Here is a 24,698-nt window from a genome sequence, read left to right as displayed (position 1 = left end):
TGTAATAATACTTATTTAAAAAGATACGGCCATACTCAAAATTGGTCTTGAAAAATTACTATAAATTATCAGTTTTTTCTTCTGCGGCATTATAAACATCTCTGGCTTTTTCTAGCCTATAAGCAATTCGCTTTTTTAATCTCTCTGGTTGTAATACTTTAATATTTTCTCCGAAGCCTAAAATTTCTCGCTCTAACTCAAAATTGGGTTTTACCTTAATCTCAACTATAATCCCAGTGTTGTCCTGCGAAATAATTTTTTGTGAGGTATGTAGCGGCTTAGTAATAATATAAGGAGCATTGCTTTTATCGATATGCAGTTTTACATCCATCGGTCTTACATTATCTACAGTTACCCCAATTACATCTTTAAAGAAATCTTTTACTTCGTGCTTTCTTTCTACCAGATATGGAAATTTGCCTACATCAATTTTCTGTATTCGGTCAACTGCCAGATTGAGAATGGGACTGGTTTCGTCTCTTATTCCCAATAAAAACCAGCGGTTTCTATATTCTTTTAAAAGGAATGGATGAAATGGAAAAGTACCCGGTTTTTTAGCTTTAAAAGATTGATAAGTAATTTCTAGACTTTCTTTTTTGATGATGGACTCATACAATCTGTCAAGCAGGTCTAAACCTTTTAAATTATCATTTTTCTCAAAATCGATAACTGGCTCTGTCTGGTTTTGGGCTGCATACACCTTATCTTCTAGCTTTTGCACCATGCTATCTACCTCACTAAAATGCGAAAAGCCTTTAAACTGCTTGAGTATATGCACTACTTCTGAAAGTCTACCCAAATCTTTATCGGTAAGCGGAATGTTGGTTATGCTGTATTCTGGGTCTTCGTAGGTGTAATACTTTTTTTCTTCTACAATGATAGGCGCATTATAACCCAGTTTATCACTGCGCATTTGTTGAATATCAAGCTGTATAGTTCTTCGGCTAACTCCTTTGTCTATACCTTCATACTCAAACAAAGCTTCTGAACATTCTTCTATCAAATCGTCGAGCGTCCATTTTCTATACCTGTTTCTTAGGCATTTATCAATGGTTTTATAGCGAATAAGGGCATTTCTGTTAACTGGCATAAAATATTTTTTCAGGAAATTTAAAAAATATTTTCACTACGCAAAAAGATTGCGCAATAGCCTTTCATCTTTGAAACATCAAATTAATTATTCATCAACAAAATTATACAGCGATGAAATTTAATATTAAAAATGTGTGGGCAACAGATGTTATTGAAAATTACGAAGGCGAAACCGCTTACAAAATGTCTCCAGAAATGGAATTGTACAGTGCTGTGGTTACTACCAGTCTTCACAATAACTTCTACGAAAAGGATGTGAAAAGACTCGAAAGATTGCAGTCTTTAATTGACGAAAACCATCCTGAGTTTGTGGCACAACTTGCTGTATATGCTAGAGAAAAAATGAATTTGCGTTCTGTGCCTTTGGTTTTGCTTACCGAGTTAGCCAAAGTAAACAATGGTAATAGTTTGGTGAGTAAAGCAACTGAGAGAGTAATTAGTCGTGCCGATGAGATTACAGAATTGCTGGCTTGCTATCAGTTAGCGAATAACAGAAGTAACGGTACTAAAAAGCTAAACAGACTTTCAAGGCAATTGCAAAAGGGTGTTGCAGCTTCTTTTAACAAGTTTGACGAGTACCAATTTGCCAAATATAACAGAGGTGTGAGAAGCAAATCTTCTGTGAGTTTAAAAGATGCTTTGTTTATAACTCACCCAAAAGCTAAAGATGCATCTCAGCAAGAGTTATTCGATAAAATAGCCACAGATAACTTGCAAGTGCCTTATACATGGGAGACTGAACTTTCTAAGATTGGTCAAGCTCAGTATGCAAATGAGCAAGAAAAGAAAGCGGCATTTACTGCAAAGTGGGAAGAACTGATAGAAAGTGGTAAGTTGGGTTATATGGCCATTTTGCGAAACTTGAGAAATATGCTAGAAGCAGAAGTGAGTTATGCGCATATTAAAATGGTAGCTAATAAGCTAAGTAATGCTGGTCAAGTGAGAAGATCAAAGCAATTACCATTTAGGTTTTTGTCTGCTTACAGAGAATTAGCTTTGTTAAAAAGTACAGATGTATCCATTTTAATGAATGCACTAGAGAAAGCTGTAGCTGTAAGTGTAGAAAACATGAAAGGTTTTAATAGTAACACTAAAGTCTTACTGGCTTCAGATGTTTCTGGCTCTATGATGCAGTCAATTTCGCCTAGAAGTACAGTGCAGTATTACGATATAGGTTTATTGTTAAGCATGTTGTTGAAAAACAGATGCGAGCGAGTAATCTCAGGTATTTTTGGTGACTCTTGGCTACAAGTAAATATGCCTTCTGGTAATATCTTACAAAATGTATCTAAGCTAAAAAAACTTCAAAACAAAGTAGGTTTTAGCACAAATGGACATTTAGTGATTAATGAGCTAATTAGAACCAAGACCAAACTAGATAAAGTGATGTTTTTTACAGATATGCAAATGTGGAACAGTGCAAACTATAACACCACAAAGTCTAATAAAAGCGCATTAGAACTAGCTTGGAATGACTACAAAAGGTTAGTAGCGCCAAAAGCAAAACTATATCTTTTCGATTTGGCAGGTTATGGTCAACTACCAATAAGAGTAAATAGAAGTGCTGGTACTTATTTACTAGCTGGTTGGTCAGATAAGGTTTTTGATATGCTCGACGCTCTCGAAAGAGGTGCGGATGTTATAGACGAAATCAAATCTTTAGAAATTTAGAGGATAAAAGGGTGACGCGTGGCGTACCACCGTAGGATAGGGTTACTTCGGTTTGGGACCTACGTGACGCAGGTTCGAATCCTGCCACTGCCAATTGGTGGTGTAGCTCAGCGGTAGAGCAGTATATGTTCCCTGTCTGCCTTTTACCCCTTTTTCAAAATACACCCGGATGCCGTTATAAAGCCTTACTTCGAGCCAATGTTGATATCGGCTTTATGCTTATTGCTCCGGGTTTTCTTTAAAATTTCATTTATAAAACCAATTAGCAAATAAGTAATGGATGATGTTGATAAAAAGGTAATTATTGAAAAGTTTATTCGAAGTTTTGTGATTAAGCAGAGGAGGCCTCGTGCTCGATTAGAATTAAGTAGTAGAAAACGAAGGCTTCATTTTGCAGATAAACTTAATCACGATTGGGACAGAGTATTAGATATAAGAAAGCTTAAATGTCTTCCAAAAGTTGATGATGATTATGCCTATTTATTACAGAAGTTAAGATTTAAAGAAAATGGCTTATGCTACTTAATATCCCATTATGATGATCTAGATGATCGGTTTTTAGATTTTAAAACTGCGTTTAATTCTTGTTATACAAGGGGATTTGCCACTTTGGTAATAAATACTTCTGGGGATAGATTCTACCTAGAAACAGAAGGCATTGGTCATAAATATACTTTTACTGGAGAAATAAAATAAACACACTCAAAAATGCAGGTGCCGTAGAGTAGAGTTACTTCAGCTTCCAATCCGACAGATGCAGGTTCGAATCCTGCTGCTGCCGCTACTATTTTTAAATTTTAGGCAGTGTAGTTTAATGGTTAAAACAGTTTTACTCTATTCGCTTTTTGCCCTGTTACTTTGAGTGTGTTTTAATCCCTCCTAAATTTTGATTAAAAAGGGCTGTAAATTACTTTCATTGCTAAAACTGAATTAAACTAAACTTCGACTCAGCTCATGAAAATTTACATCTTTTTGCTCTTCATTTTATTTACTATTTCTCAAGAAGTTTTTGCATGCAAATGCTTTTGGCCAACTGGTAAAATTGATTTGCCATTTGTTGAAATGGGTTGGGCTACTTCAGAGAGAGAAAGAGATATAAATGATGATAACATAATCTTTACAGGTGCATTAGTTGATACAAGCTATATTAAAGTAAAAACCCAAGATATTTTTTTTAAGGATATAGAATTAATTCAGCTCCAATTAACCTTTAAAGTAAAGAAGCTTTATAAGGGAGTTAGGCAGTTATCAGCAATTGATACATTTAAAATACTTACTGCACCAACATCTAGCTCGTGTGGTTTTATCCCTCCACTTAATTCAGAGAATATAATTTTTGCTTGGGAACAACATGGATATTATTATACACGTCGATCAGATTGCAGTAAAAGTATTTCAAAGTATTGGAATGAAAAGCGCTATAATAAATACATAAAGTTTTTAGAAGTAATGATTAACAAGCCTGACGGAGAATATGAGTTTTATCAAGCTAAAGATAATTATTTGAATGAGGCATTAGAAGAAGATCAACTTATGGCCAAATTTAAAATAGTGAATGGAAAGCTTGAAGGCGAGTGGCTTGTAAAAGATAAAGAGGGGGAACATTCATGAACAAGGTCAATATATAAATGGAAAACGCGAAGGTGAGTGGCAGTTGGTTTCTTATACTAACAGTAGTTTTACAACAACAGAAGTTACGATAGAAAGTGTAAAGTATAAAGATGACAGACCGATATTGAGTTTAATCACCATTGAAGATAGAGTAAGTTCATGGGGTACAGATAAACCTTATAAAACAATTAGAACCCAGATTATCAATAAAACATATCAGTATTCATCTCAGTAGAAAAATTAATAAATATTTTCCTCCACCCTGTCCAGTTCCGAAAAACTCATTTGTTATTGAGATATAAAACATTTTCGATAACTTAAAACTAAAATGCATGGATGAGTTTATTTTAATTATGCGTCATATGGATGGAGGTAAAGTTGCCTCACCAGAGCAAATACAGGCTTGGATGAAACAAACCATGGACTGGCTCGATTCGATCGCAGCGCAAGACAAATTAGTGAGTAGAGGCAAAGGTTTATCTTTTGATGATAGTCGTGTGGTAAGACCAAACAATGTGGTAACCAATGGGCCTTTTGGCGATATAAAAGAAACCATTGGTGGATTTATAATAGTAAGAGCCGAGTCTGTTGATGAAGCTGTAGAATTTGCCAAAGGTTGCCCAGTTTTACAGGGCGAAGGTAACAGCATGGAAGTTAGGAAAATAGCCGGATAGATTTCAATATAATCCTTTACACTCGTAGAGGATTTTCTTTTTTATGAAACAGCAAGAGCTTCTTCCACATTTGTTTAGAACAGAATACAGTAAAATAGTAGCTGTACTTTGTCGGCATTTCGGTTTTGATTTTATAGAGCAGGCTCAAGATATTGCCAGCGATACTTTCTTAGCTGCAATGGAAACTTGGCCATTTAAAGGCATTCCCGAAAATGCGGTGTCTTGGCTATACACTGTGGCTAAAAATAAAGCACTCAACCACATCAATAGAGATAAGTTTTTTGCAGATAAAGTTGCTAAAGAACTCAATTACAAAACAACTGAAGAGCAAGAAATTGATATGTCTGGTAAAAATATTACCGATAGCCAGTTGCAAATGCTTTTTGCTGTTTGTAATCCGCTAATTACTCAAGAAGCTCAAATAAGTTTAGCTTTGCGTATTCTTTGTGGTTTTGGGATAGATGAGATTGCCACTGCATTTCTCAATAATAAAGAGACCATAAACAAGCGCTTATACCGAGTAAAAGAGAAGTTGAGGCAAGCCAATGTACAAATGGTTTTTCCATCAGAAAGAGAAATTAATCATCGACTCGAAGCGGTGTTGGCAACTCTGTATTTGCTGTTTAGCGAAGGTTATTATTCAGAAACACAAGATGAAGTGATGCGCAAAGATTTGTGTGTAGAAGCCATGCGACTCACTGCTTTGTTAATGCAAAACCCACAAACAAATCTACCGGCTGTAAATGCGCTATTTGCGCTCATGTGTTTCCACACTTCTCGGTTTGATGCCAGAAAAAATGAGCGGGGTGAAGTCGTTTTATACTACGATCAAGACGAAACTCGCTGGAATTACGAATTAATTGCCAAAGGTGCTTATTACCTCAAAGAAGCAGCTCAGGGAGATTCTATTTCAAAATACCATCTCGAAGCAAGTATTGCTTATTGGCACACCATCAAAGACGATAGTCAGGAAAAATGGCAACACATTTTAAAGTTATATAATCAGCTATTGGAAGTCGCTTATTCCCCCATTGCGGCACTCAATAGCATCTATGCAGTTTCTAAAGTGAAAGGTAAAAAAGCAGCCATTGCAGAAGCTGAAAAGCTGCAATTAGCAGACAATCATTTCTATTTTATCTTATTGGGAGAGCTGTATACAGATATAGATGATGCAGTTGCCAGAAAGTATTTACATAAAGCATTAAAGCTAGCCAAAACGAAATCAGACAAACAGATTATCCAGTTTAAAATAGATCAGTTCCCAGCAGTTTAACATCCGATATTTTGAGCTTTCTTTCTCTATACTTGCCAATTTTTCATTAGGTTTAGGTGCTAAATAAGATCTGTTTTTGAGGCAAAAATGGAGATTTCCTATCTTTTAATCCTTTCAACTAATGACCAAGTTTGTAAGAGTGCTAATTATAATCAATGGCTTAATGTTGCCTGTTATTTTATGCTTTCTATTTTATCAAATGATAAAGAGCTTTCTTCCTAAAGAAGATAAATATCACGAAGAAGGACTGATTGTAGGAGAAGAACTAGAACAAGCAAAATGTGATACACTAGCTCTACAGGGAATTCATTATGATTATCCTGAGCCAATTTATAACTCTCCTAACTATTATTTACCAATAAGTGCCATGACATATAAAGAAGCAAAAGATTTAAGAAAGGTCATGTCAAGTGCAGGTGATTTGTCAATGAGTTTTCTTCAAATTTTTAATGTAGTGTTTTTAGATAGTAATTATCAGGTAATTAGAAACTTGTTAGATAAAAAAGCATTCATTAGTGATATTAATATACCTTGGGGAGACAGAGAAAAAGTAGATAGATCAATACAAAATATAGCTTATGAAATAGCTTTTGAAGACAGCAACAATGATGGCAAATTAAATAATTATGATAATATGGATTTGTATATTTCCGATCTAGATGGGGGAAATCTGTTACAGGTGACCAAAAATATTGATGTGAAATCTTATGAATTCATTAATTATCATAAAGATTTACTAATTAGATATAAAGAAAGGAATGACGAAAGAGAGGAACACAAAAAAGTAAAATTTGCCTTTTATAATATTACTACATCCAGTTTTAAGTCCCTTTCAGAATTGAATAATCATCTCGATGAATTGGAAAAACAGTTAATCAACTAGTTTTATGGTCTGCTGAAAGTTCGGCTGTAAGCACAGCTGTAAGCTATTAATAAACAGCTTGCAGATTGATAAATCTGTTCAATTAGTTTGATTTTTTTTGATTTGGTATAGGAAAATACTGGGTTTGTTTGACTCATAGAAGTAGATAAACTCAATTTAACGATGCCTTTCCAGAATCGGCTCACCATATCTTAAACATTTTGAAAATGAAACCGAGAGTAACTACATCTTACAAATTGATATTTTCAATTCGTAATCTACTTACCGTCTTATTAAGCTTATTTACACTTCTTGCTTGTCAAAATTCAGAACAAGGAAATTCTTTAGAATCAGGTTATTTACTAAAATCTGTGCCTTTTAATAAGGTAAATCTGGAAGATAATTTTTGGAAACCTCGCCTAACTACACAAGCAAAAACTTTGGTTCCTTTTGCGCTCGACAAAACCATTCCGGCAGTAGAAAACCTCGAAAAAGCCGCCAAATATTTAAAAGGAGATACTACAGATTTGCCATTTGCACACCGTTTTATTTCTTCCGATTTATACAAGGTGATGGAGGGTGCTGCATTGATATTAATGGAAAATCCCAACCCTGCGCTCGAAAAACGTATGGATGGGATTATTGACATTATTAGTGCAGCACAGAAAGAAGATGGATATTTGTATGTGGCACATATCACAGGAGTTTCTAAAAATCACGACCAATGGGGTGGTGGCGGAATGGGTGATAAACCATATTCATTTGTAGTGCATAGCCATGAGTTATACAACATGGGGCATATGTATGAGGGGGCAATTGCTTACTACCAAGCAACTGGAAAAAACAAATGGTTAAAAATCGCAGAGAAAAATGCCGAACATATCAACCAAGTGTTTTTTGTTGGAGACGAAAATTACAATAATGGCAAACCGATAAACCAAGCACCCGGTCACGAAGAGTTAGAGCTGGCGCTAGCCAAGTTATATAGAGTTACTGGTAAGCAGTTATATCTGGATATGGCGAAGAAGTTTCTGGACATTCGAGGAAAAACATATCAACCAGAAGGAGATGGTGTAATGGCACCTGCTTATGCACAGCAACACAAACCTGTAACAGAGCAAGAAAAAGCTGTAGGGCATGCAGTAAGAGCAACTTATTTATACTCAGGTATGGCAGATGTTGGTGCACTTACAGGGAGTAAAGAATATAACCCAGCATTAGATAAAATCTGGCACAATTTAGTCGATACTAAAATGCATATTACTGGTGGTCTTGGAGCTGTTCATGGAATCGAAGGATTTGGGCCAGAATATGTATTGCCCAACAAAGAAGCTTATAATGAGACGTGTGCAGCTGTTGGTAATGTGTTTTTTAACTATAGAATGTTTTTGTTGCATCAAGATGCAAAATATATGGATGTAGCAGAAGTCGCTTTGTTAAACAATGCACTAGCAGGAGTAAATATGGAAGGCAACAAGTTTTTCTATGTAAATCCTCTTGAAACTGATGGCAAAACGCCTTTTAGCTATGGATTAACTGGTCGCTCACCTTGGTTTGGTACTGCATGTTGCCCGTCTAATATTGCCAGATTAATGCCTCAAGTTCCGGGGATGATGTATGCCCATACAGATGATGAGATATATGTTTCTTTTTATGCGGGAACTTCTACTACTATTCCTTTAAAATCAGGCGAGGTAAAAGTGAATCAAGCAACAAACTATCCATTTGATGAAAATATCAACATTGAGGTTTCTCCTGAAAAAGTGCAGGATTTTACTTTAAAATTAAGAATCCCCTCTTGGGCAAGAGGGCAGTTTGTACCGGGTGAATTGTATAATTATGTAAACGATTTGCCAGAAAACTGGACTGTAAAAGTAAATGGAGAGCAGCAAAACATCACAATAGACAAAGGCTTTGCTGCCATCAAAAGAACTTGGAAACCCGGAGATAAAGTTGAGTTACACTTGCCTATGCCTGTAAGGTTTAACCATGCAATAGATAGCGTAGAAGCGGACGTGAACAGAGTAGCAATTACAAAAGGGCCATTAGTTTACTGTGCAGAAGAAGTTGATAATAATGGTTTAGTACAAAGATTTTTTGTAGATGAAATACCAAATCAGAATGCTGTAAATTCACATAGATTTGAAAATGGTGTACTCAAAGATGTAGTAAATGTTGATATTCCTGCAAAGGCAAAAGAGGTAAATGGCATACAAGAGACTATTGTAAAATTGGTGCCTTACTATGCTTGGGATAATCGCGGCGATGAATCTATGATTGTCTGGTTTCCAGAAAAAGAAGACATGGTATATGTTGCAAATGGAAATGAATTGCTTGGAGGAAAATTTAAATCAGTAAAAGCTTCTTCAACATCTGATCACGGTAGCTTAGAAGCAATTTCTAATAATCGTCAGCCAGCAAACTCACAAGATAACACCATTCCAGTATGGATAAGCGAGAAGGGAAAAGCTCAATGGGTAGAAGTTGAATTGGAAGAGGCAAAAACCATCAGAAATATTAATGTTTATTGGTTTGCTGCTCTTGGTGCTGAATTGCCACAAAAATGGTCGCTAGAAGTAAAGAAAAACGGAAAGTGGGAGCCTTTTAACTTGTATACGACAGACTCATATGCCACACAAAGAGACCAATATAATCAAATACATCCTAGTGGAGATTTATCATGCGATGGAATTCGAATTAACATTGTTCCTCAAAATGATGCGCCAGTGGGTATATTAGATGTAAATATTCAGTATGAGGAGTAAGTTATGCACTTTTAACTTGATTTAAAAGTGCCAAAAGATCAAGGCTGTGGACAAATTTGCTAAATTTTCATCCTTGATTTTATAAAAATCCGAACTCGTTGCACTCAAACAACGGATTTTTTAATAATAAAATCAAGACTAAAAATTCTTTGCGCAATTTGTCCAAGGCCGAAAAAATTAATTGATAGTTTAGAAAATTAAGTAAACAAAAAAAGGCTCAATCTAGATTGAGCCTTTTGCATTTGTATGTCTAAACCAGACAAATATTTTTATTCTCTAAATAGATATTTTCTGAAATTTTCTTTTTGTGTTTCTGGCACTTTGGCGAGGCTCGAAATTAACCACCCTCTATTCATCCCACTTCTGTTAAACTCAGCAATCTCGAAATACCAGTTATCGACTTGAAAGAAATGAAATTTCACATCAGTAACAGTTTTAAACTTTAAATCGCCTCTTTTAATGTCGTATAAAAGCATTGTAAGGTAATCTGGCTTATAACCCTTCACAGCATAATCTTGTAGGTGGTCAGTGTCTTGAAATGCCTTATTTAGGTTCATAAAGTCCAGTTCATGACTCATTGGGTGGATAAACTTCTTTTCTTCACTTTCCTTTTCTGGCATCATGCTACTGTATTTATCAGAATGCACATGGTGCAATACCCACTTATATCCTTTTCTGTCTTGCTCTAATCTCAAATAGAGATATATAATTTGTTCTTGTCCTCTATAATCAAACTTTGCTGCCACTTCAGAAAACCAGTCACCATTTCTAAAATCAAGAAAAGTAGGGTTTGTCTCATTATTTACATCAGCAATAAACTGTTGTTTTAAATCTCTTGTAATGCTTGAGTTTTGAGCATCAAATAATATATCCAAATAATTTTTTCTCTCTCTTAAATCGCGGTATTTTTTATCACCAGGATTGTAACGAACACCATCTTTACTTTCTTCATTGTTAAACCTTCTAAAAAATTGGTTTACCTGCTTTGTTTCTGCGTAAAATGCAGATTCATCGCCCAGATATTCACCTAGTGGATCTTGTGAGTAAGCCAATGAGGTAATTAACATGAAGAGACAGATTATTGAATATTTCATAAGAATTGATCTGGTTTAGCAAAAAATTTAAGCCTTTAACTTTAGTTCAGTGAAAAAAATATGAGTGAAGCGTAAAAATTAATTAGCTTCATCAAAAAACGTAAGGCTTAGAAGAAGGTTGTTCTAAAAAAAATAAATTACGAAAAAGCCATGAGTATTTTTTTACCCATGGCTTTTATAAATTCTTAATATATTATCATTGAGTGGTTTCGCTTACTCTAATGTCTCCGAGTAATACATCCCAGAACCCAATTAATCTACCGCCTATTTGTGTTTGCTTGCGCTCAACAAATACAGTAATATCCTTTTTAGTTGTATCTTGATATTTCATTCCGTCTTCAGAAATCCCTTCGAATTTCTGGTAAATGGTAATTACACCAACGTAACGGCCATCTGGCTGTCTTTCAAGATCACTAATATACTGGATATTAAACCACGAAATTTTTACTTTGTCGTAGTTCAACGCCATTAATCTTCTAAAATAAGTTCTTACACCGTAGTATTTAACTTCTTGGCTATTAAGAGAAGAAACACCCATTTGAGCACCTTCGGCAAACAATTCCATTGCTCTTTCAATTACCCTGTTGGCTTCTGAAAAAGGAGTTTCTTTGTCTCCAATAATACTGATGTATTTACTTAAATCTCTTACTTTTTCAAGTGCGAGTGAGTCGATAGCAGCTTTTCTACCCGGAGCTAATTCTGGCTCGTTAGTTTGGGCAAAAAGTTGTGTGTTTAGCTGTAAAAATAGGAGAAAAACCCCTGTGAATATATACTTAATACTTTTCATCATTGTCTTATCTTAATTTGGTAAGTTCAAGTTCCTTTATTTTACCATTGTCATCGAAAACGATATTTTCAATGGTATCAGCTTTTTTCTTCTGATCTTTCAGGTAGTTAAGATACTTGTTAATTGTAGTTGGCTCGTCGTAATCTACAATGTCGCCATCTTTTGCAATAATAATTAACACTGGTGCTTCTGGAGAAGAGAACATAGTTAATGCCTGTGAAATCTGGAAGTTAGATTCATCTGTGCTACCTGCGCCTGCTATTCTGTTAAAATAACTATTTAATTTATAAGCTGGCTCGCTTTCACGCTGTTTTCTCATATCTTCTTCTCGGCGTCTTCTAGCATCTTCTTCTTCACGAAGTTTTTCTGCTTTTAGTCTGGCAATTTTAGCTTCTACCTGAGCAATTAAACTTACCACTTCTGGGTCTTCTATGTTTAAAGCTTTTATAGCATCTAATCTGTTTTCCATCTCTTCGATAGACATATCATTGTCATTGAGAAGTGCTCTCAAATCTGCTTTGGCTTTTTCGATTCTTTGCTCTTCAGCGGTAGGTACTGTAGAAGAAGGTTGTTTTTTACAACTTGAAACTCCTAAACCTGCAAAAATTACAATCGCAAGGAAAAAGATACTTCGATTTAAATGAAAATTGTTTAATAAGTTTTTTGATTTCATATCGATGGTTAATTAAAAAATTGTTTGCCTAAAATATTAGCTGCAAATAACGATAAATTATCAGGCTAAATTAGAAAAAAAGATTCCCTCTTTTCCTATTATTTTAGCTGTATAAAGAAAATATCTAGCCAAAAATATTTTTATTCTGTTTAGCAATTAATATTAGAACATTAAACGAAAGGGAAAGTTAGGTAGATTAAAAAAAAACAAAAAAAACTTGACATCTTAATATTAAACCTGCACTTTAGCCAAAATCACAAAGAAATGCTAAGAATAAGTTTACATATCGCCCACTATTATTCACCTCAATTATATGATGGTGTGAATCAACTGCCTGGTTGAGTTAATATGTAAATTTATAAATATACATGTCTCCCGGGCTTACAGTTCGGGATTTTTATTTCAAGATGTTTTAAATATCTGATAGCCCGAGCTGAATAAAGTTTGGGCTTTTTTGTTGCCCTCTCCTAAAATTTCTTACCAGTAATTTATTGGTAAGTATTTGTAAATCAGAAAATTAATAATAATGGCTAAAGATAAAATTAGAGGGAACGACCTTCTAAAGCTAGGAGTACCACATGGTAGAACTATCACTATGGTGCTTGATATATTTCAAAAAAACTTTAAGAAAGATAAGAAGGAAAAAAAATTAGCACTACTCTCTGAGGTGATGCGAGCACCTGAAAAGTACAGCGATGATGCAGTTTTTGGGAGTTTTGTGACTGAATTATTGGAGCCTCAAGTATACAGAAGAGAGATTGCTTTAAGATCTGAGCAGTTAGATTATGCTATTTATGGTGCCGAAAACATCGAAAAAGGTGCCCGTAGCCAGATAGAAATAGCAACTAAACTACCTGTTGCAGTAGGTGCAGCACTTATGGCAGATGCGCATCACGGTTATGGATTACCAATTGGAGGTGTATTAGCCACAGAAAATGCAGTAATACCTTATGGTGTAGGTGTGGATATAGGCTGCAGAATGTGTATGACGATCTACAATATGCCAGAAAATTATCTGGAAAGACACCGTAGTAATCTCAAGCAATATTTAATGGATCATACAGAATTTGGTACCGGAAATGGATTTTCTAAGCCAATGGATGATCCCATTTTTGATCGACCAGAATTCGATGAGATTAAAGTAGTAAGATATAATAAAGATAAAGCTTACAAGCAGATTGGTTCATCTGGTTCGGGTAATCATTTTGTGGAGTTTGGCGAAGTAGAAATAACTGATGCAGATAACGAATGGGGTATAGAAACCGGAAAATATCTGGGTATTCTCTCTCATTCTGGTTCCAGAGCATTGGGGGCAAATATCGCTAAGCATTATACTCAATTAGCTATGTCGCTTTGTAGGTTACCGAATCAAGCAAAGCATTTGGCTTGGCTCGATCTTAACTCGGAGGCAGGGCAGGAGTATTGGCTAGCCATGAATTTGGCGGGTGATTATGCTTCGGCTTGCCACCATCAAATACATAAAAAGTTGGCTAAAGCCCTAGGAGAAAAGCCTGTAGCTCAGATTGAAAACCACCACAACTTTGCTTGGAAAGAAAAACTGGCAAATGGCAAAGAAGTAATTGTACATAGAAAAGGAGCAACACCTGCAAAAAAAGGAGAACTTGGTATTATTCCGGGTTCTATGGTAGCGCCGGGTTACATTGTAAGAGGTAAAGGAAATGCGGCATCTCTCAATTCTGCTTCGCATGGAGCTGGACGTGTAATGTCTAGATCAAAAGCCAGAGAAACTAACTCTAAAAAAGAGTTGAGGCAAATACTCAAGAAACACGAGGTAAACTTAATTGGTGGAGGTCTAGATGAAGCACCAATGGCTTATAAAGACATCGAGAAAGTGATGCAAGCGCAAAGAGACTTGGTTGATGTTGTTGGCAAATTTCAGCCAAAAATTGTTCGGATGGACAATGCTTAGATAGCATTCTTAAACACATTATAAACCTAAAAAATAAAGCAATGAAAAAGCTATGTAAAATCGGTTTCCACTTCTGGCAGAAGGGTAACCTAAACACGGGAGCGCCTATTGTCAGCCTCCCGAAAGTTTTCTGATCAAGGAGGCAAAACAGGCAAAATACTGCTGGGATTGTCTCCTCCATCAGGCTGGTAGGTAGATAGCATCAGATCGAAGCTATAAGACAAATCATATCCTAATGTATTAATCCTGTTTTGTAATGGAACTAAAAGAAATTGAATATATAGAAAGCTGTCTGGATTTCGGACAGAAGTATTTCGGGTATTTTAAAGATAGATATGCTTTAATGCTATTGTCTACCCGCTTAAGAGCAATGGAAACTGAAAACGTGAAGATTGCTGATTTAAAAAAATCTGACATCGGTTTTTTGTTAGACAAAGCACCTGTAAAAAACATAATTTCTCGATTACCAAGTAAGTCTGTAAATGCAGAGACTTTCTCTAATATTTGGCCTGAGGAGTTCCTGCACTTTAGTTTGGAATTGGGTAGATGGGGTGAGTTTGTTTCTAAACATAGAAAAGATTCTTGGTATCAAACTTCTAGACCGGGGTATAACTTGGTGTTAAGGTTAAATTTTTCTTGGCAGCATGATATGCCGTATTTTAATCTTTTGCAGCCTTTTGATTGTGACGGGCCTTTTGCTTCTACATCACATCCGGTGGCATTAAACAAGAGAAATACATTGGCTTGGGCAAGGCTCGATATAGATTTAGAGAACGGCGAAGTGTTAATAGAAGAACTGCAAAACGACTGGCTCAGAGAAGCAAAGAACCTGTATAATATTTTGCTAGATTATAAAAAGGATGAAAAAGACCCGAATAAACATTGGTTATTTAGAGCTTATATAAAAAGTAACTTTGCTGCATTCGAAAATTATTATGTAAATGCCTTGCTTCCTTATTATAAAATTTGGGACGAAGCCATACTAAGTGCTGCTATTGAATTTATTCATAATGAGCTGGGAATAAGTAATATTTATTTTCACACTTTCGAAACGGGCAACTATTTGAAGGAGCTTACATGTTCTAAGCCTCCAATGTCTCTTTATACAAAACTGCCAAAGCGATTTGGATTTAAAGTTATAGATGAGCCACCTTTAATGTTGAGGAATTACCAATACCTAAAAAAGGTAATTAGAAAAAAGGATCAACTTAAATGGTATAACTTAAATTTCTAATAAGTGATTTTTATATATACATAATAACATGTAATGAACTTAATGTAAACATCTTCGTTTAAAAAATATGTTACAACATACAATATCACTAAAATGGAAAATTCAAGCTTAGTATTACCTCATATAACTGAAAGAAAGAGTATTAGAGCATTTTCAGATAAACCTGTTGAAAAAGAAAAATTAACCAGGCTATTCGATGCAGCACGTTGGGCAGCATCTGCTTTTAATGAGCAGCCTTGGAGATTTATATATGCAGACAAAAGCCAAGAAGAAAGCTATCAGAAATTATTTGACACACTGAATAGTTTTAATCAGGCTTGGGCAAAACATGCACCTGTTGTAATAATAGTGGTGGCTAAAACGACCTTTAGTGAAAATGGTCAGGCAAATCCACATGCTATGTATGATACAGGAGCAGCAGTAGCAAACCTGTCTATTCAAGCTACAGCAGAAGGTCTTTATTTACACCAAATGGCTGGCTTTTCACCAGAAAAGGCAAAAGAAACTTTAAATATACCAGAAGGTTTTGAGGCTGTTACTGCTATAGTTGTGGGTTATAAAGGCGATGCCAATATACTTGCTCAACCTCTTAAGGATAGGGAAACTGCACCAAGAGTAAGAAAAGATATATCCGAATTTACTTACGAAGGTAGCTGGATATAATAAATTTAGTGCTCCTGATTTTTTTCAGGAGCATTTATTTCTTTAGTTGATTTCAGGGTTTCTCATTGCTATTTCTTTGTTAACTGTTTCTGAGTTAATTACGAAATAACCAGCTTGTACTTGCTCCTGTACAATTTTGTGTTGGTCAGGGGTGATGCCTGAATTTAGTAGGAATAAAATGTTTTCGCTGAGTAGTAATGGGAAGTTATTGTTCTCAGCAATTTGCACTGCATTTTCAAGATTACTCTTACCTAGGTCAGCTTTACCAGATTTAATTAAAACGATTCCTCTTTTCTGGTACAAAAGAGCTAAATAAAAAGTTTGTTCAGCCTCATTTGTCATTTCATCTTCAATCAGACCAATAAACCTGTCGCAATAAGAAATAACTGGTTCAAAATTTCCAATCATTTCTAATGCCTCCAATAAGCATTCAAGATAGTGTTTTACAAAAAATTCTGGAGAATCTGTTTGTACAGCCAACTCTAACGAATAGTTAAAATACTTTAAAGCAAGTTCAAATTTTTCTTCTAAAAAGTAGATTTTTCCTTGTTCAGTAAATGATTGATGAACTAAAGGATTACTTTCTTGTGCAAGGTAATCACCAGGAGTTGTGATAGGATTTTCAAATGTTAGTTCCATGTTTTGGTCTATTTAATGGTTGCTTAATTATAATTCTGAAATTAGCTGTGAATATTAGTAAAGAGTATCTTAATAAAATGCTATTTTATATAATGTTAGTGCAATAAAATTATGATATTCAGTCGATTATGCTGCAAATATCTTCTAAATTATAGATAATACCTAATTTTCTCATATTAAAAAAGGCTGAATGCTATGTTAAGCAAATCAGCCTTTTCTAGTTGTAATATGAACGAATCTTTATGCCTTTCAGAGCACGATATTTACAATTCTTTTAGGTACTACAATTACCTTTTTAGGAGTTTTTCCTTGTACCCATTTTTGTATTACTTCAGAAGCTAATACCTCTTTTTCTATCTCTTCTTTAGCCATATCAGCAGGGAACTCCATTTTAGCACGCATCTTACCATTTACAGATACCGGATACTCAATAGTATCTTCTTTTAAGTAAGCTTCATTATGGGTTGGGAATGTAGCGCCAGTAATGCTTTCTGTATTACCCAAATTAGCCCAAAGCTCTTCTGCGATATGAGGTGCAAAAGGAGAAAGAATAATTAATAGTGGCTCTAATATCGCTTTCTTATTGCACTTCAATTTTGAAAGCTCATTGGTACAAACCATAAAAGCCGAAACCGAAGTGTTAAAAGAAAGATGCTCAATATCGTAAGCTACTTTTTTAATGGTTTGATGTAGTGCCTTTAATTCATCTTTTGTTGGTTCAGCATCAGATACTTCAAACTCATCTTTGCTATTGTAGAATAAATTCCAAGTACGACGCAAGAATTTAGCAACACCTTCAATTCCATCTGTATTCCAAGGTTTTGATGCTTCAATTGGCCCTAAGAACATCTCATAAAGTCTCAATGTGTCAGCTCCGTATTTTGCGATTACATCATCTGGATTAACTACGTTAAACCATCTTTTAGACATTTTTTCTACAATGCTACCACACATATATTTGCCGTCTTCTAAAACAAATTCAGCATCTTTATATTCTGGTCTCCAGTTTTTAAAAGCTTCAAGATCAAGTACATCACTATGTACAATATTTACATCGCAATGCATTTCACTTACATCGTAATCTTTGCTTAAGCCAGCAGAAACAAATTTGTTTTTAGTTTTTACCTTATAAATCAAGCTTGATCTTCCTTGTATCATTCCCTGATTCACCAATTTCTTAAATGGCTCTTGGTGGCTAATATAACCTCTATCGCATAAGAAGTTATTCCAGAAACGAGAATACAATAAGTGACCTACAGCATGCTCAGTGCCACCAATGTACAAATCAACTTCTCTCCAATAATCTGCTGCGTCTTTGCTAACAAACTCATTTTCATTTTTAGCATCCATATAGCGTAAGAAATACCAGCTAGAACCAGCCCAGCCCGGCATAGTAGTTAACTCATAAGGGTATTGTCCCTCGTGTTTCCAGTCTGTAGCACGGCCTAATGGCGGTTCTCCATCTTCAGTGGGGCGGTATTCGTCTATCTTTGGTAATTCATGTGGCAATTCATTTGCTGCTAACAGATAAGGTATATCGTTTTTGAAATAAACTGGTACAGGCTCACCCCAATAGCGTTGTCTGCTAAATACAGAATCACGCATTTTATAATTTACTTTGCGTTTACCAACACCTAGTTCTTCTGCTTTCTTAATTGCCGCCCAAGTAGCTTCGCCAGTTCCTTCACCATATATTTTCTCACCATACAATCCATTAAGAAAATCAGAATTGATCAACTTGCCATCTTTTTTCTCGGTGGGCTCTTCCATGGTTTCAGTACCTTCAATCACCATTCTAATTGGTAAGCCAAAGTACTGTGCAAAACGGTAATCTCTATCATCTGAAGAAGGTACAGCCATAACGACACCAGTTCCATAGCCTGCTAAAACATAGTCGGCAATCCACAATTGTACTTTCTCACCAGAAATCGGATTCACGACAAAAGAACCAGTAAATACACCAGAAACTGTTTTTACATCGCTCATTCTATCTCTTTCAGAGCGGTTTTTAGCAGTATTTACATATTCTTCTACAGCTTCTTTTTGCTCAGGAGTAGTCAATTCTTCGATTAACTCATGCTCTGGAGCAAGTACCACATAGGTAACACCAAAAATGGTATCTGGTCGGGTAGTAAAAGCTGTTAATTTAATGTCTTTATCAACCACAGGGAAGTCCAACTCGCAACCAAAAGATTTACCAATCCAGTTACGTTGCATTTCCTTTAATGAGTCAGACCAGTCAATGGTTTCTAAGTTTTCTAACAGGCGATCTGCGTAGGCAGTAGTACGCATCATCCACTGTTTCATTTTCTTACGCTCAACTGGGTGGCCACCTCTTTCAGAATAGCCATCTTTTATTTCATCGTTGGCAAGCACAGTTCCTAGTGCTGGGCACCAGTTAACTACTGCATCTGCAGGATAGGTTAAGCGGTAATTTAATAATACTTTTTCTTGTTCTTCGGCAGTTAAAGCACTCCAATCGTCGGCTGTAAATAAAGGTGTATTTTCGTCACAAGCAGCATCAATCTCAGTATTTCCCGATTGCTCGAAAGTTACTTTAAGTTCGATAATTGGTTTTGCCGACTTGGTTTTGTTATCGAACCAAGAATTAAATAGCTGCATAAAAATCCACTGTGTCCATTTGTAAAAATCTGGTTCAGAGGTGTTAACTTCTCTAGACCAGTCAAATGAAAACCCAATTTTTGCAAGTTGACTTTTAAAAGTAGCAATGTTATTTTTAGTAGTAATTGCCGGATGTTGGCCAGTTTCAATTGCGTATTGTTCGGCTGGTAATCCGAAAGCATCGAATCCCATTGGATGCAATACATTAAAACCTTTTAATTTTTTATATCGGCTAAATATATCTGATGCAATATAACCTAAAGGGTGTCCCACATGTAGTCCTGCTCCAGATGGATAAGGAAACATATCCAGTACATAATACTTAGGTTTAGAAGTGTTGTTTTCAACCTTGTAAATATCATTTTTGCGCCAGTAATCCTGCCATTTAGATTCTGTCTGCTGGTGATTATATTCTGCCATCAGTCATTATTTATATTCTGGTAAATTTTTAAAGCTGCAAAGTTAGAGGTTTTTTATGAAAAGCAGTGTTTGAGTGGGTTTGCTTTTGTGCTTCAATTATAATTATTTCATGATTTTTTAATTTTTGTCAAGTTTAATTAGTTCATTAAGTTAAACTTTTCAGGAGCTAAAAGATGAGTAAATTATTTTAGAAAGAGTTTTTATTACATTTTAATTATTGATGGATAGTCATTCGTACACAAAATTTATTGGAAATGAAGTCTTACAAAATAATGATTTAGGTGAGGAATTTAATGCAAAAGTTTTGTTGGCCTTCCATGGTTTTGGACAGAGTGCATCTGTTTATAAAATGCTGATAGAGTTATATCCAGATATTATTATTTATAGTTTCGATTTGTTTGCTCATGGAGAAAGTAAATGGGATACTACGAATTATAATTATTCTCCTGAGGCTTTTAAGCAAGAGCTCCATCAGCTATTTGAAAAGGAGCAAATACAGTGTTTTGATGTAATTGCTTTTTCTATTGGTTGTCGATTGGCTTTGGCAACAGCCGCTTTTTTCCCAGAAAGAGTAAATAAGCTTTGCTTAGTTGCACCAGATGGAATTTATGAAAACGTTTGGTATCATTTTGCTACAAAAAACTGGTTGGGCAATTATTTATTCAGGCAATTTACCAAACATGAAAAATGGCTTTACACAACCACCAAAATCTTTAATAAGTATCGTATTGTTGATGAGAAGTTGTTGAAAGTAGCTGAAAAAGTGGTGCATTTCTATTCTTTAAAAAAAGTCTATACAACTTGGATGTTATACAGGCATTTTACTTTTGGTACTCGTAAAGTTTTTAGTGATTTGTTTGATGCTAATAAGCATGTTTGGCTTGTTACAAGCAACAATGATGAAGTGATTCTTGAAAACAAGCTCCGACTCAAGCTAGAAAAGCTAGGTGTTCTTTCTAAAATAAAGGTTATAAGCTTTGTTGTGTATCATCAGAGATTACTAAGGCATAGTTTAAATTCTAGTGAATTAGGTAGCTTTTTTACTGAAAATGACTGTTAAGAGAAAATAACATAGTGAATATCTAATTTATTTACTGATAATTAGTGTAAATACAATAGTATTTATCTAAATTTGCAGCCCAATTGAGGAAATTCCTTTGTGACCATTTCCTCCTAATTATTAATTAATGGACGTGTTCCATACTAAATTAAATTTAAAAAATGGCAGTAAGAATCAGATTGTCCCGTCATGGACGTAAGAAAAGGCCAATCTACTATGTAGTAGTAGCAGACTCAAGAACACCACGTGATGGTAGATTTGTTGAGAAATTAGGAGTTTTTAATCCAAATGTACACCCTGCAGAATTCGATGTAGACTTAGATAGAGCTTTCTATTGGGTTATGACAGGTGCACAGCCTTCAGATGCTGTACGTACTATGCTTTCTCGTGAAGGAGTATTACTTAGAAAACACTTACAAATAGGTGTAAACAAAGGAGCTCTTACTCAAGAAGAAGCTGACAAGCGTTATCAGGATTGGAGAAGTGAGAAAATTGCTAAATATGAGAAAATTGCATCTGACAAGGCACAAGCAAAAGCAGATGAGCAAGCTCGTATTGAAGCTGAGATTCTTAAATTAAGAGAAGCTGAAAAAGCTGAGGTAGATGCAAAAGCAGCAGCAGAGGCTGAGAAAAAAGCGGCTGAAGAAGCAAAAGCAGCTGAAGAAGCAGCAGCGAATGCGACTGAAGAAGCTCCTGCTGAAACTGAAGAAGCAGCTCCAAAAGCTGAAGCTACAGAGGAAGCACCGAAAGAAGAGAAAAAAGAAGAATAGAATTCTTTTAATCGATATTTGAAAGCCGTTTCTAACTAGAGACGGCTTTTTTATTTATTCACTTTTTAAAGATTTAACTGGGTTTACTATAGCTGCTTTTATAGATTGGTAGCTCACTGTAATAATTGCAATGCCAAAGGCAGATGTACCTGCCAGCAAAAATGGAAGTATTCCCATTTCAGTTTTGTAAGCGAATGAAGATAGCCACCAATCCATTACATAGTAAGTAAAAGGAATAGCCAAAACAAATGCGATTAGTACCAACTTGGTAAACTTTGTTGTAAGCATAAGTATAATTCCAGAAATGGAAGCACCGAGAACTTTTCTTACTCCAATTTCTTTGGTTTTTAAACTTGCTGTGTAGGCAGCCAAGCCAAATAATCCAACACAGGCTATTATAATTGCTAATGAAGCAAATACCATAAACACTTCTCCAAACCTTTTGTCTGAGATATATTGAGCTTTTAAGTCTTCCTCAAAAAAAGTGTGTTTGAAAGGCATTTCATTTTCAAATTCTTTCCAAAGGTTTTCAATGTCAGATAAGCTACTATGTAGTTCAGAGTTATTGATGTGAACAGCCAAAAAACCAAAATTATTTGAACCAGAAGGAGCAAGAATCGCCAATGGAGAAATACTTTCGCGTAATGATTGGAAGTGAAAATCTTTGGCAATACCAACAATTGTATAGGTTACATTATTTGCTGGGTCGTTATTTTTACTAGTAATTTTACTGCCAATAGGATCTTGTATATCTAAGGCTACGAGAGCTGCTTCATTTAATATTATAGACGAAGAATCATTATAAGCCTTGTCAAACCCTCTGCCTTCAATAATTTCTAAACCCATGGTTTTTTGAAAGTCTTCGTCCATTACCATTGTTTTAGTAATTAAAGCTTCAGACTTATATTCTGGAATAAAAGAACTGCCAAAAAAGAACGGTTGACCTGGCATGGCACTGCTAAAAGCAACATTACTTACTCCAGTTACTTTATTTACTTCATTTTTAAATGTCTCTAGTTTATTACCCAAATTTCCTATTCCTTCAATTATAACTATATTTTCTTTATTGTACCCCAAATCTGTAGATTGTATATAGTTCATTTGTTTATAAACTATCAGTGTTCCAGTTATTAATATGATAGATATAAAGAATTGAAATACAACCAAACCATTTCTCAATAGAGCACCTTTCCCTCCAGTATTAAGTTGCCCTTTCATTACTGCAATAGGGTTAAAGGACGATATAAAAAATGCTGGATAAATGCCTGCCAATAAACCAACTAAAATGCTAAATGCGATTAGGCCTGCTATAATATTCAGGTTAGAAAAATCTATATTGATAGTCTTCCCTGCAAGGTTATTAAAATAGGGTAAAGCGAATGAAATAATAACCAATGCAATTAGCAGGCTTACCAAAGAAATTACAATAGATTCGGTTAAGAACTGAGTAATCAATTGCTTTTTTAATGAGCCAAGAGCTTTTCTAATACCAACTTCTTTGGCTCTTTCAGCAGAACGAGCAGTTGCCAAGTTCATAAAGTTGATACAGGCTAGAAACAGAATAAATATCGATATAGATATGAAAATATAAACTTGTGTAATGTTACCATTTACTTTCATCTCTGCTTCTAAATTTGAATGCAAGTGAATGTCTCCTAGGTTTTGCAAAAAGTATTGATAACCATTTCCTTTATCTTGGTATTCTTTGTAGCTAATGCCTAAACTTTGTTCTATTTGAGGAGCTGCATATTTTAAAACCATATCTGGAAACTTGGCTTCCAGTTGCTTTGGGTTAGTATTTTCTTTTAGCTTAAGGTAAGTATAGGCAGAAAACCCTGTGAAATTTAATGAGTTAAAAAATGGAAATGTGCCGAGTGCAGCAATTATGTCAAAATCGAAATGAGAGTTTTCTGGTATGTTTTCGCAAACGGCACTTACTTTAAAGTCAGTTTGGTTACTGGTTATTATTTTGCCTATTGGATCAACTTCACCGAAATACTTTTTTGCTGTTTCTTCAGTAATAACAATACTATTATTTCCATCTAATGCTGTGTTTTTATCTCCTTTAATAATTTCTACAGTAAATACATCAAAGAAGTTTGAGTCTGCCAGCATAAATTGTTTTTCTTCAAAAAGATGCAATTCTCCTTTCTCGTCTTCATATCTAAATAATGTAGTATTTTGATTAGCAAATAATCGAACTGTTTTCTCTACTTCAGGGTAATCATCTTCAATCACTTTGGCAAAAGAGTGAGGGATAATTGCATAGAAAGTAGTATGGGTTGAATACAGTCTTTTAAGTGCTACCCTATAGATGTTTTTTGAGTCTTTATGAAACTTGTCGTATGATAATTCGTCTTGAACATGAGCGAGTATTAGGAAACAACAGCTTATTCCAATAGCAAGACCTACAATATTAATTGAAGAATAAATCTTGTTTTTTGTCAAATTGCGGAATGCAATAGTAATGTAATTTTTAAGCATAAATTTTAATAGGTAATTAACTCAAAAAATTAGGATAGTTAATTAAAACAAGACATCACTTTGTAGCGTTATATATAAAATGGAAGTAAGTTTTTAGGGAGAAAACAAGATTTTTGACCTCATTTAGACCTTGAATAATCACTTTTATCGAAAAATTATCTGTTTATTCAAAAAAAAAATTGCTTCGCATTTGTATTTCTTCGTTATTTGCTATTAATATACTAACATCCTCATTAAATCTCGCTTAATATTATACTGTAACTATCGAATAGAGTTTAATGTAATAAATACTTGTGTTAAACGGTATTTACCTTAACCTTTGAATTATTACCTAAAAGAAATACTGGCAACCTTGTATAGGGGCCAAGACTACA

At 34.9% G+C, this 24,698-nt stretch carries 20 protein-coding genes; 13 read left to right on the top strand and 7 right to left on the bottom strand.

Going from position 1 to position 24,698, the window contains the following annotated elements; genetic code table 11:
• Window positions 1-58: 58 nt before the first annotated feature.
• A complete protein-coding gene (locus OQ292_RS07670; RefSeq protein WP_284685468.1) occupies window positions 59-1,090 on the bottom strand; it encodes a helix-turn-helix transcriptional regulator in 1,032 nt (343 codons plus the stop codon).
• A gap of 113 nt (window positions 1,091-1,203) precedes the next feature.
• On the opposite strand from OQ292_RS07670, the gene OQ292_RS07665 reads away from it, so the two are divergent.
• The 8 genes from OQ292_RS07665 (at window position 1,204) to OQ292_RS07630 (ending at window position 9,948) form a co-directional block, all read left to right on the top strand.
• Complete coding sequence (locus OQ292_RS07665) at window positions 1,204-2,763, top strand: TROVE domain-containing protein (protein WP_284685467.1); 1,560 nt, start codon at window positions 1,204-1,206, stop codon at window positions 2,761-2,763.
• A 276-nt stretch (window positions 2,764-3,039) separates the two neighbouring features.
• Window positions 3,040-3,459, top strand: coding sequence for a hypothetical protein (locus OQ292_RS07660; protein WP_284685466.1), 420 nt, complete (start codon window positions 3,040-3,042; stop codon window positions 3,457-3,459).
• Window positions 3,460-3,717: 258 nt separating this feature from the next.
• Window positions 3,718-4,374 (top strand): hypothetical protein, encoded by a 657-nt coding sequence (locus tag OQ292_RS07655; protein ID WP_284685465.1) that lies wholly within the window; start codon window positions 3,718-3,720, stop codon window positions 4,372-4,374.
• A gap of 43 nt (window positions 4,375-4,417) precedes the next feature.
• Entirely contained in the window at window positions 4,418-4,609 is a 192-nt protein-coding gene (locus OQ292_RS07650; RefSeq protein ID WP_284685464.1) for a hypothetical protein, read from the top strand.
• Between the two features lie 97 nt (window positions 4,610-4,706).
• Window positions 4,707-5,048, top strand: a complete 342-nt coding sequence (locus OQ292_RS07645) for a YciI family protein (protein ID WP_284685463.1) — start codon at window positions 4,707-4,709, stop codon at window positions 5,046-5,048.
• A gap of 43 nt (window positions 5,049-5,091) precedes the next feature.
• Window positions 5,092-6,321, top strand: a complete 1,230-nt coding sequence (locus OQ292_RS07640; RefSeq protein ID WP_284685462.1) for an RNA polymerase sigma factor — start codon at window positions 5,092-5,094, stop codon at window positions 6,319-6,321.
• Window positions 6,322-6,442: 121 nt separating this feature from the next.
• Window positions 6,443-7,204, top strand: a complete 762-nt coding sequence (locus tag OQ292_RS07635; RefSeq protein WP_284685461.1) for a hypothetical protein — start codon at window positions 6,443-6,445, stop codon at window positions 7,202-7,204.
• A 206-nt stretch (window positions 7,205-7,410) separates the two neighbouring features.
• Window positions 7,411-9,948 carry a glycoside hydrolase family 127 protein gene (locus OQ292_RS07630; RefSeq protein ID WP_284685460.1) on the top strand — a complete coding sequence of 846 codons (2,538 nt, stop codon included), beginning with the start codon at window positions 7,411-7,413 and terminating at the stop codon, window positions 9,946-9,948.
• Window positions 9,949-10,217: 269 nt separating this feature from the next.
• Here OQ292_RS07630 and OQ292_RS07625 read toward each other — a convergent pair whose 3' ends face one another.
• The 3 genes from OQ292_RS07625 to OQ292_RS07615 all read right to left on the bottom strand — a co-directional run bounded on the left by OQ292_RS07625 (window position 10,218) and on the right by OQ292_RS07615 (window position 12,502).
• The gene (locus OQ292_RS07625; RefSeq protein ID WP_284685459.1) at window positions 10,218-11,042 is read right to left on the bottom strand and encodes a hypothetical protein; all 825 of its coding nucleotides are present in this window, start codon (window positions 11,040-11,042) and stop codon (window positions 10,218-10,220) included.
• Between the two features lie 196 nt (window positions 11,043-11,238).
• Window positions 11,239-11,829 (bottom strand): hypothetical protein, encoded by a 591-nt coding sequence (locus OQ292_RS07620; RefSeq protein WP_284685458.1) that lies wholly within the window; start codon window positions 11,827-11,829, stop codon window positions 11,239-11,241.
• 7 nt (window positions 11,830-11,836) lie between these two features.
• The gene (locus OQ292_RS07615; protein WP_284685457.1) at window positions 11,837-12,502 is read right to left on the bottom strand and encodes a hypothetical protein; all 666 of its coding nucleotides are present in this window, start codon (window positions 12,500-12,502) and stop codon (window positions 11,837-11,839) included.
• Between the two features lie 526 nt (window positions 12,503-13,028).
• Here OQ292_RS07615 and OQ292_RS07610 point away from each other — a divergent pair.
• The 3 genes from OQ292_RS07610 to OQ292_RS07600 all read left to right on the top strand — a co-directional run bounded on the left by OQ292_RS07610 (window position 13,029) and on the right by OQ292_RS07600 (window position 16,329).
• Window positions 13,029-14,432, top strand: a complete 1,404-nt coding sequence (locus tag OQ292_RS07610; RefSeq protein ID WP_284685456.1) for an RtcB family protein — start codon at window positions 13,029-13,031, stop codon at window positions 14,430-14,432.
• 256 nt (window positions 14,433-14,688) lie between these two features.
• Window positions 14,689-15,666: a hypothetical protein gene (locus OQ292_RS07605; protein WP_284685455.1), complete on the top strand. Its 978-nt coding sequence runs from the start codon at window positions 14,689-14,691 to the stop codon at window positions 15,664-15,666.
• Between the two features lie 93 nt (window positions 15,667-15,759).
• Window positions 15,760-16,329 carry a nitroreductase family protein gene (locus tag OQ292_RS07600; protein WP_284685454.1) on the top strand — a complete coding sequence of 190 codons (570 nt, stop codon included), beginning with the start codon at window positions 15,760-15,762 and terminating at the stop codon, window positions 16,327-16,329.
• Between the two features lie 42 nt (window positions 16,330-16,371).
• On the opposite strand, the gene OQ292_RS07595 is transcribed toward OQ292_RS07600, so the two are convergent.
• Window positions 16,372-16,968: a tetratricopeptide repeat protein gene (locus tag OQ292_RS07595; RefSeq protein ID WP_284685453.1), complete on the bottom strand. Its 597-nt coding sequence runs from the start codon at window positions 16,966-16,968 to the stop codon at window positions 16,372-16,374.
• A gap of 249 nt (window positions 16,969-17,217) precedes the next feature.
• The gene (gene leuS / locus OQ292_RS07590; protein WP_284685452.1) at window positions 17,218-20,010 is read right to left on the bottom strand and encodes a leucine--tRNA ligase; all 2,793 of its coding nucleotides are present in this window, start codon (window positions 20,008-20,010) and stop codon (window positions 17,218-17,220) included.
• A gap of 220 nt (window positions 20,011-20,230) precedes the next feature.
• On the opposite strand from leuS, the gene OQ292_RS07585 reads away from it, so the two are divergent.
• Window positions 20,231-21,070, top strand: a complete 840-nt coding sequence (locus OQ292_RS07585; RefSeq protein ID WP_284685451.1) for an alpha/beta fold hydrolase — start codon at window positions 20,231-20,233, stop codon at window positions 21,068-21,070.
• A gap of 161 nt (window positions 21,071-21,231) precedes the next feature.
• On the top strand, window positions 21,232-21,840 hold the full coding sequence (gene rpsP, locus OQ292_RS07580) for a 30S ribosomal protein S16 (RefSeq protein ID WP_284685450.1): 609 nt from the start codon (window positions 21,232-21,234) through the stop codon (window positions 21,838-21,840).
• 54 nt (window positions 21,841-21,894) lie between these two features.
• On the opposite strand, the gene OQ292_RS07575 is transcribed toward rpsP, so the two are convergent.
• Entirely contained in the window at window positions 21,895-24,324 is a 2,430-nt protein-coding gene (locus tag OQ292_RS07575; RefSeq protein WP_284685449.1) for an ABC transporter permease, read from the bottom strand.
• Window positions 24,325-24,698: the final 374 nt, after the last annotated feature.

This window comes from Chondrinema litorale (assembly GCF_026250525.1).
GTDB classification, from domain to species: domain Bacteria; phylum Bacteroidota; class Bacteroidia; order Cytophagales; family Flammeovirgaceae; genus Chondrinema; species Chondrinema litorale.
The sequence above is the reverse complement of the archived record's forward strand: the minus strand, read 5'-3'. Positions and strand labels throughout refer to the sequence as shown.

Excerpts from the sequence above, each read along its gene's own strand:
- OQ292_RS07605 (WP_284685455.1), top strand. The coding sequence starts at position 14,689 with ATGGAACTAAAAGAAATTGAATATATAGAAAGCTGTCTGGATTTCGGA.
- OQ292_RS07635 (WP_284685461.1), top strand. The coding sequence starts at position 6,443 with ATGACCAAGTTTGTAAGAGTGCTAATTATAATCAATGGCTTAATGTTG.
- OQ292_RS07660 (WP_284685466.1), top strand. The coding sequence starts at position 3,040 with ATGGATGATGTTGATAAAAAGGTAATTATTGAAAAGTTTATTCGAAGT.
- OQ292_RS07630 (WP_284685460.1), top strand. The coding sequence starts at position 7,411 with ATGAAACCGAGAGTAACTACATCTTACAAATTGATATTTTCAATTCGT.
- OQ292_RS07655 (WP_284685465.1), top strand. The coding sequence starts at position 3,718 with ATGAAAATTTACATCTTTTTGCTCTTCATTTTATTTACTATTTCTCAA.
- OQ292_RS07615 (WP_284685457.1), bottom strand. The coding sequence starts at position 12,502 with ATGAAATCAAAAAACTTATTAAACAATTTTCATTTAAATCGAAGTATC.
- OQ292_RS07575 (WP_284685449.1), bottom strand. The coding sequence starts at position 24,324 with ATGCTTAAAAATTACATTACTATTGCATTCCGCAATTTGACAAAAAAC.
- OQ292_RS07640 (WP_284685462.1), top strand. The coding sequence starts at position 5,092 with ATGAAACAGCAAGAGCTTCTTCCACATTTGTTTAGAACAGAATACAGT.
- OQ292_RS07610 (WP_284685456.1), top strand. The coding sequence starts at position 13,029 with ATGGCTAAAGATAAAATTAGAGGGAACGACCTTCTAAAGCTAGGAGTA.
- OQ292_RS07585 (WP_284685451.1), top strand. The coding sequence starts at position 20,231 with ATGGATAGTCATTCGTACACAAAATTTATTGGAAATGAAGTCTTACAA.
- OQ292_RS07665 (WP_284685467.1), top strand. The coding sequence starts at position 1,204 with ATGAAATTTAATATTAAAAATGTGTGGGCAACAGATGTTATTGAAAAT.
- leuS (WP_284685452.1), bottom strand. The coding sequence starts at position 20,010 with ATGGCAGAATATAATCACCAGCAGACAGAATCTAAATGGCAGGATTAC.
- OQ292_RS07600 (WP_284685454.1), top strand. The coding sequence starts at position 15,760 with ATGGAAAATTCAAGCTTAGTATTACCTCATATAACTGAAAGAAAGAGT.
- OQ292_RS07645 (WP_284685463.1), top strand. The coding sequence starts at position 4,707 with ATGGATGAGTTTATTTTAATTATGCGTCATATGGATGGAGGTAAAGTT.
- OQ292_RS07625 (WP_284685459.1), bottom strand. The coding sequence starts at position 11,042 with ATGAAATATTCAATAATCTGTCTCTTCATGTTAATTACCTCATTGGCT.
- OQ292_RS07595 (WP_284685453.1), bottom strand. The coding sequence starts at position 16,968 with ATGGAACTAACATTTGAAAATCCTATCACAACTCCTGGTGATTACCTT.
- rpsP (WP_284685450.1), top strand. The coding sequence starts at position 21,232 with ATGGCAGTAAGAATCAGATTGTCCCGTCATGGACGTAAGAAAAGGCCA.
- OQ292_RS07670 (WP_284685468.1), bottom strand. The coding sequence starts at position 1,090 with ATGCCAGTTAACAGAAATGCCCTTATTCGCTATAAAACCATTGATAAA.
- OQ292_RS07620 (WP_284685458.1), bottom strand. The coding sequence starts at position 11,829 with ATGAAAAGTATTAAGTATATATTCACAGGGGTTTTTCTCCTATTTTTA.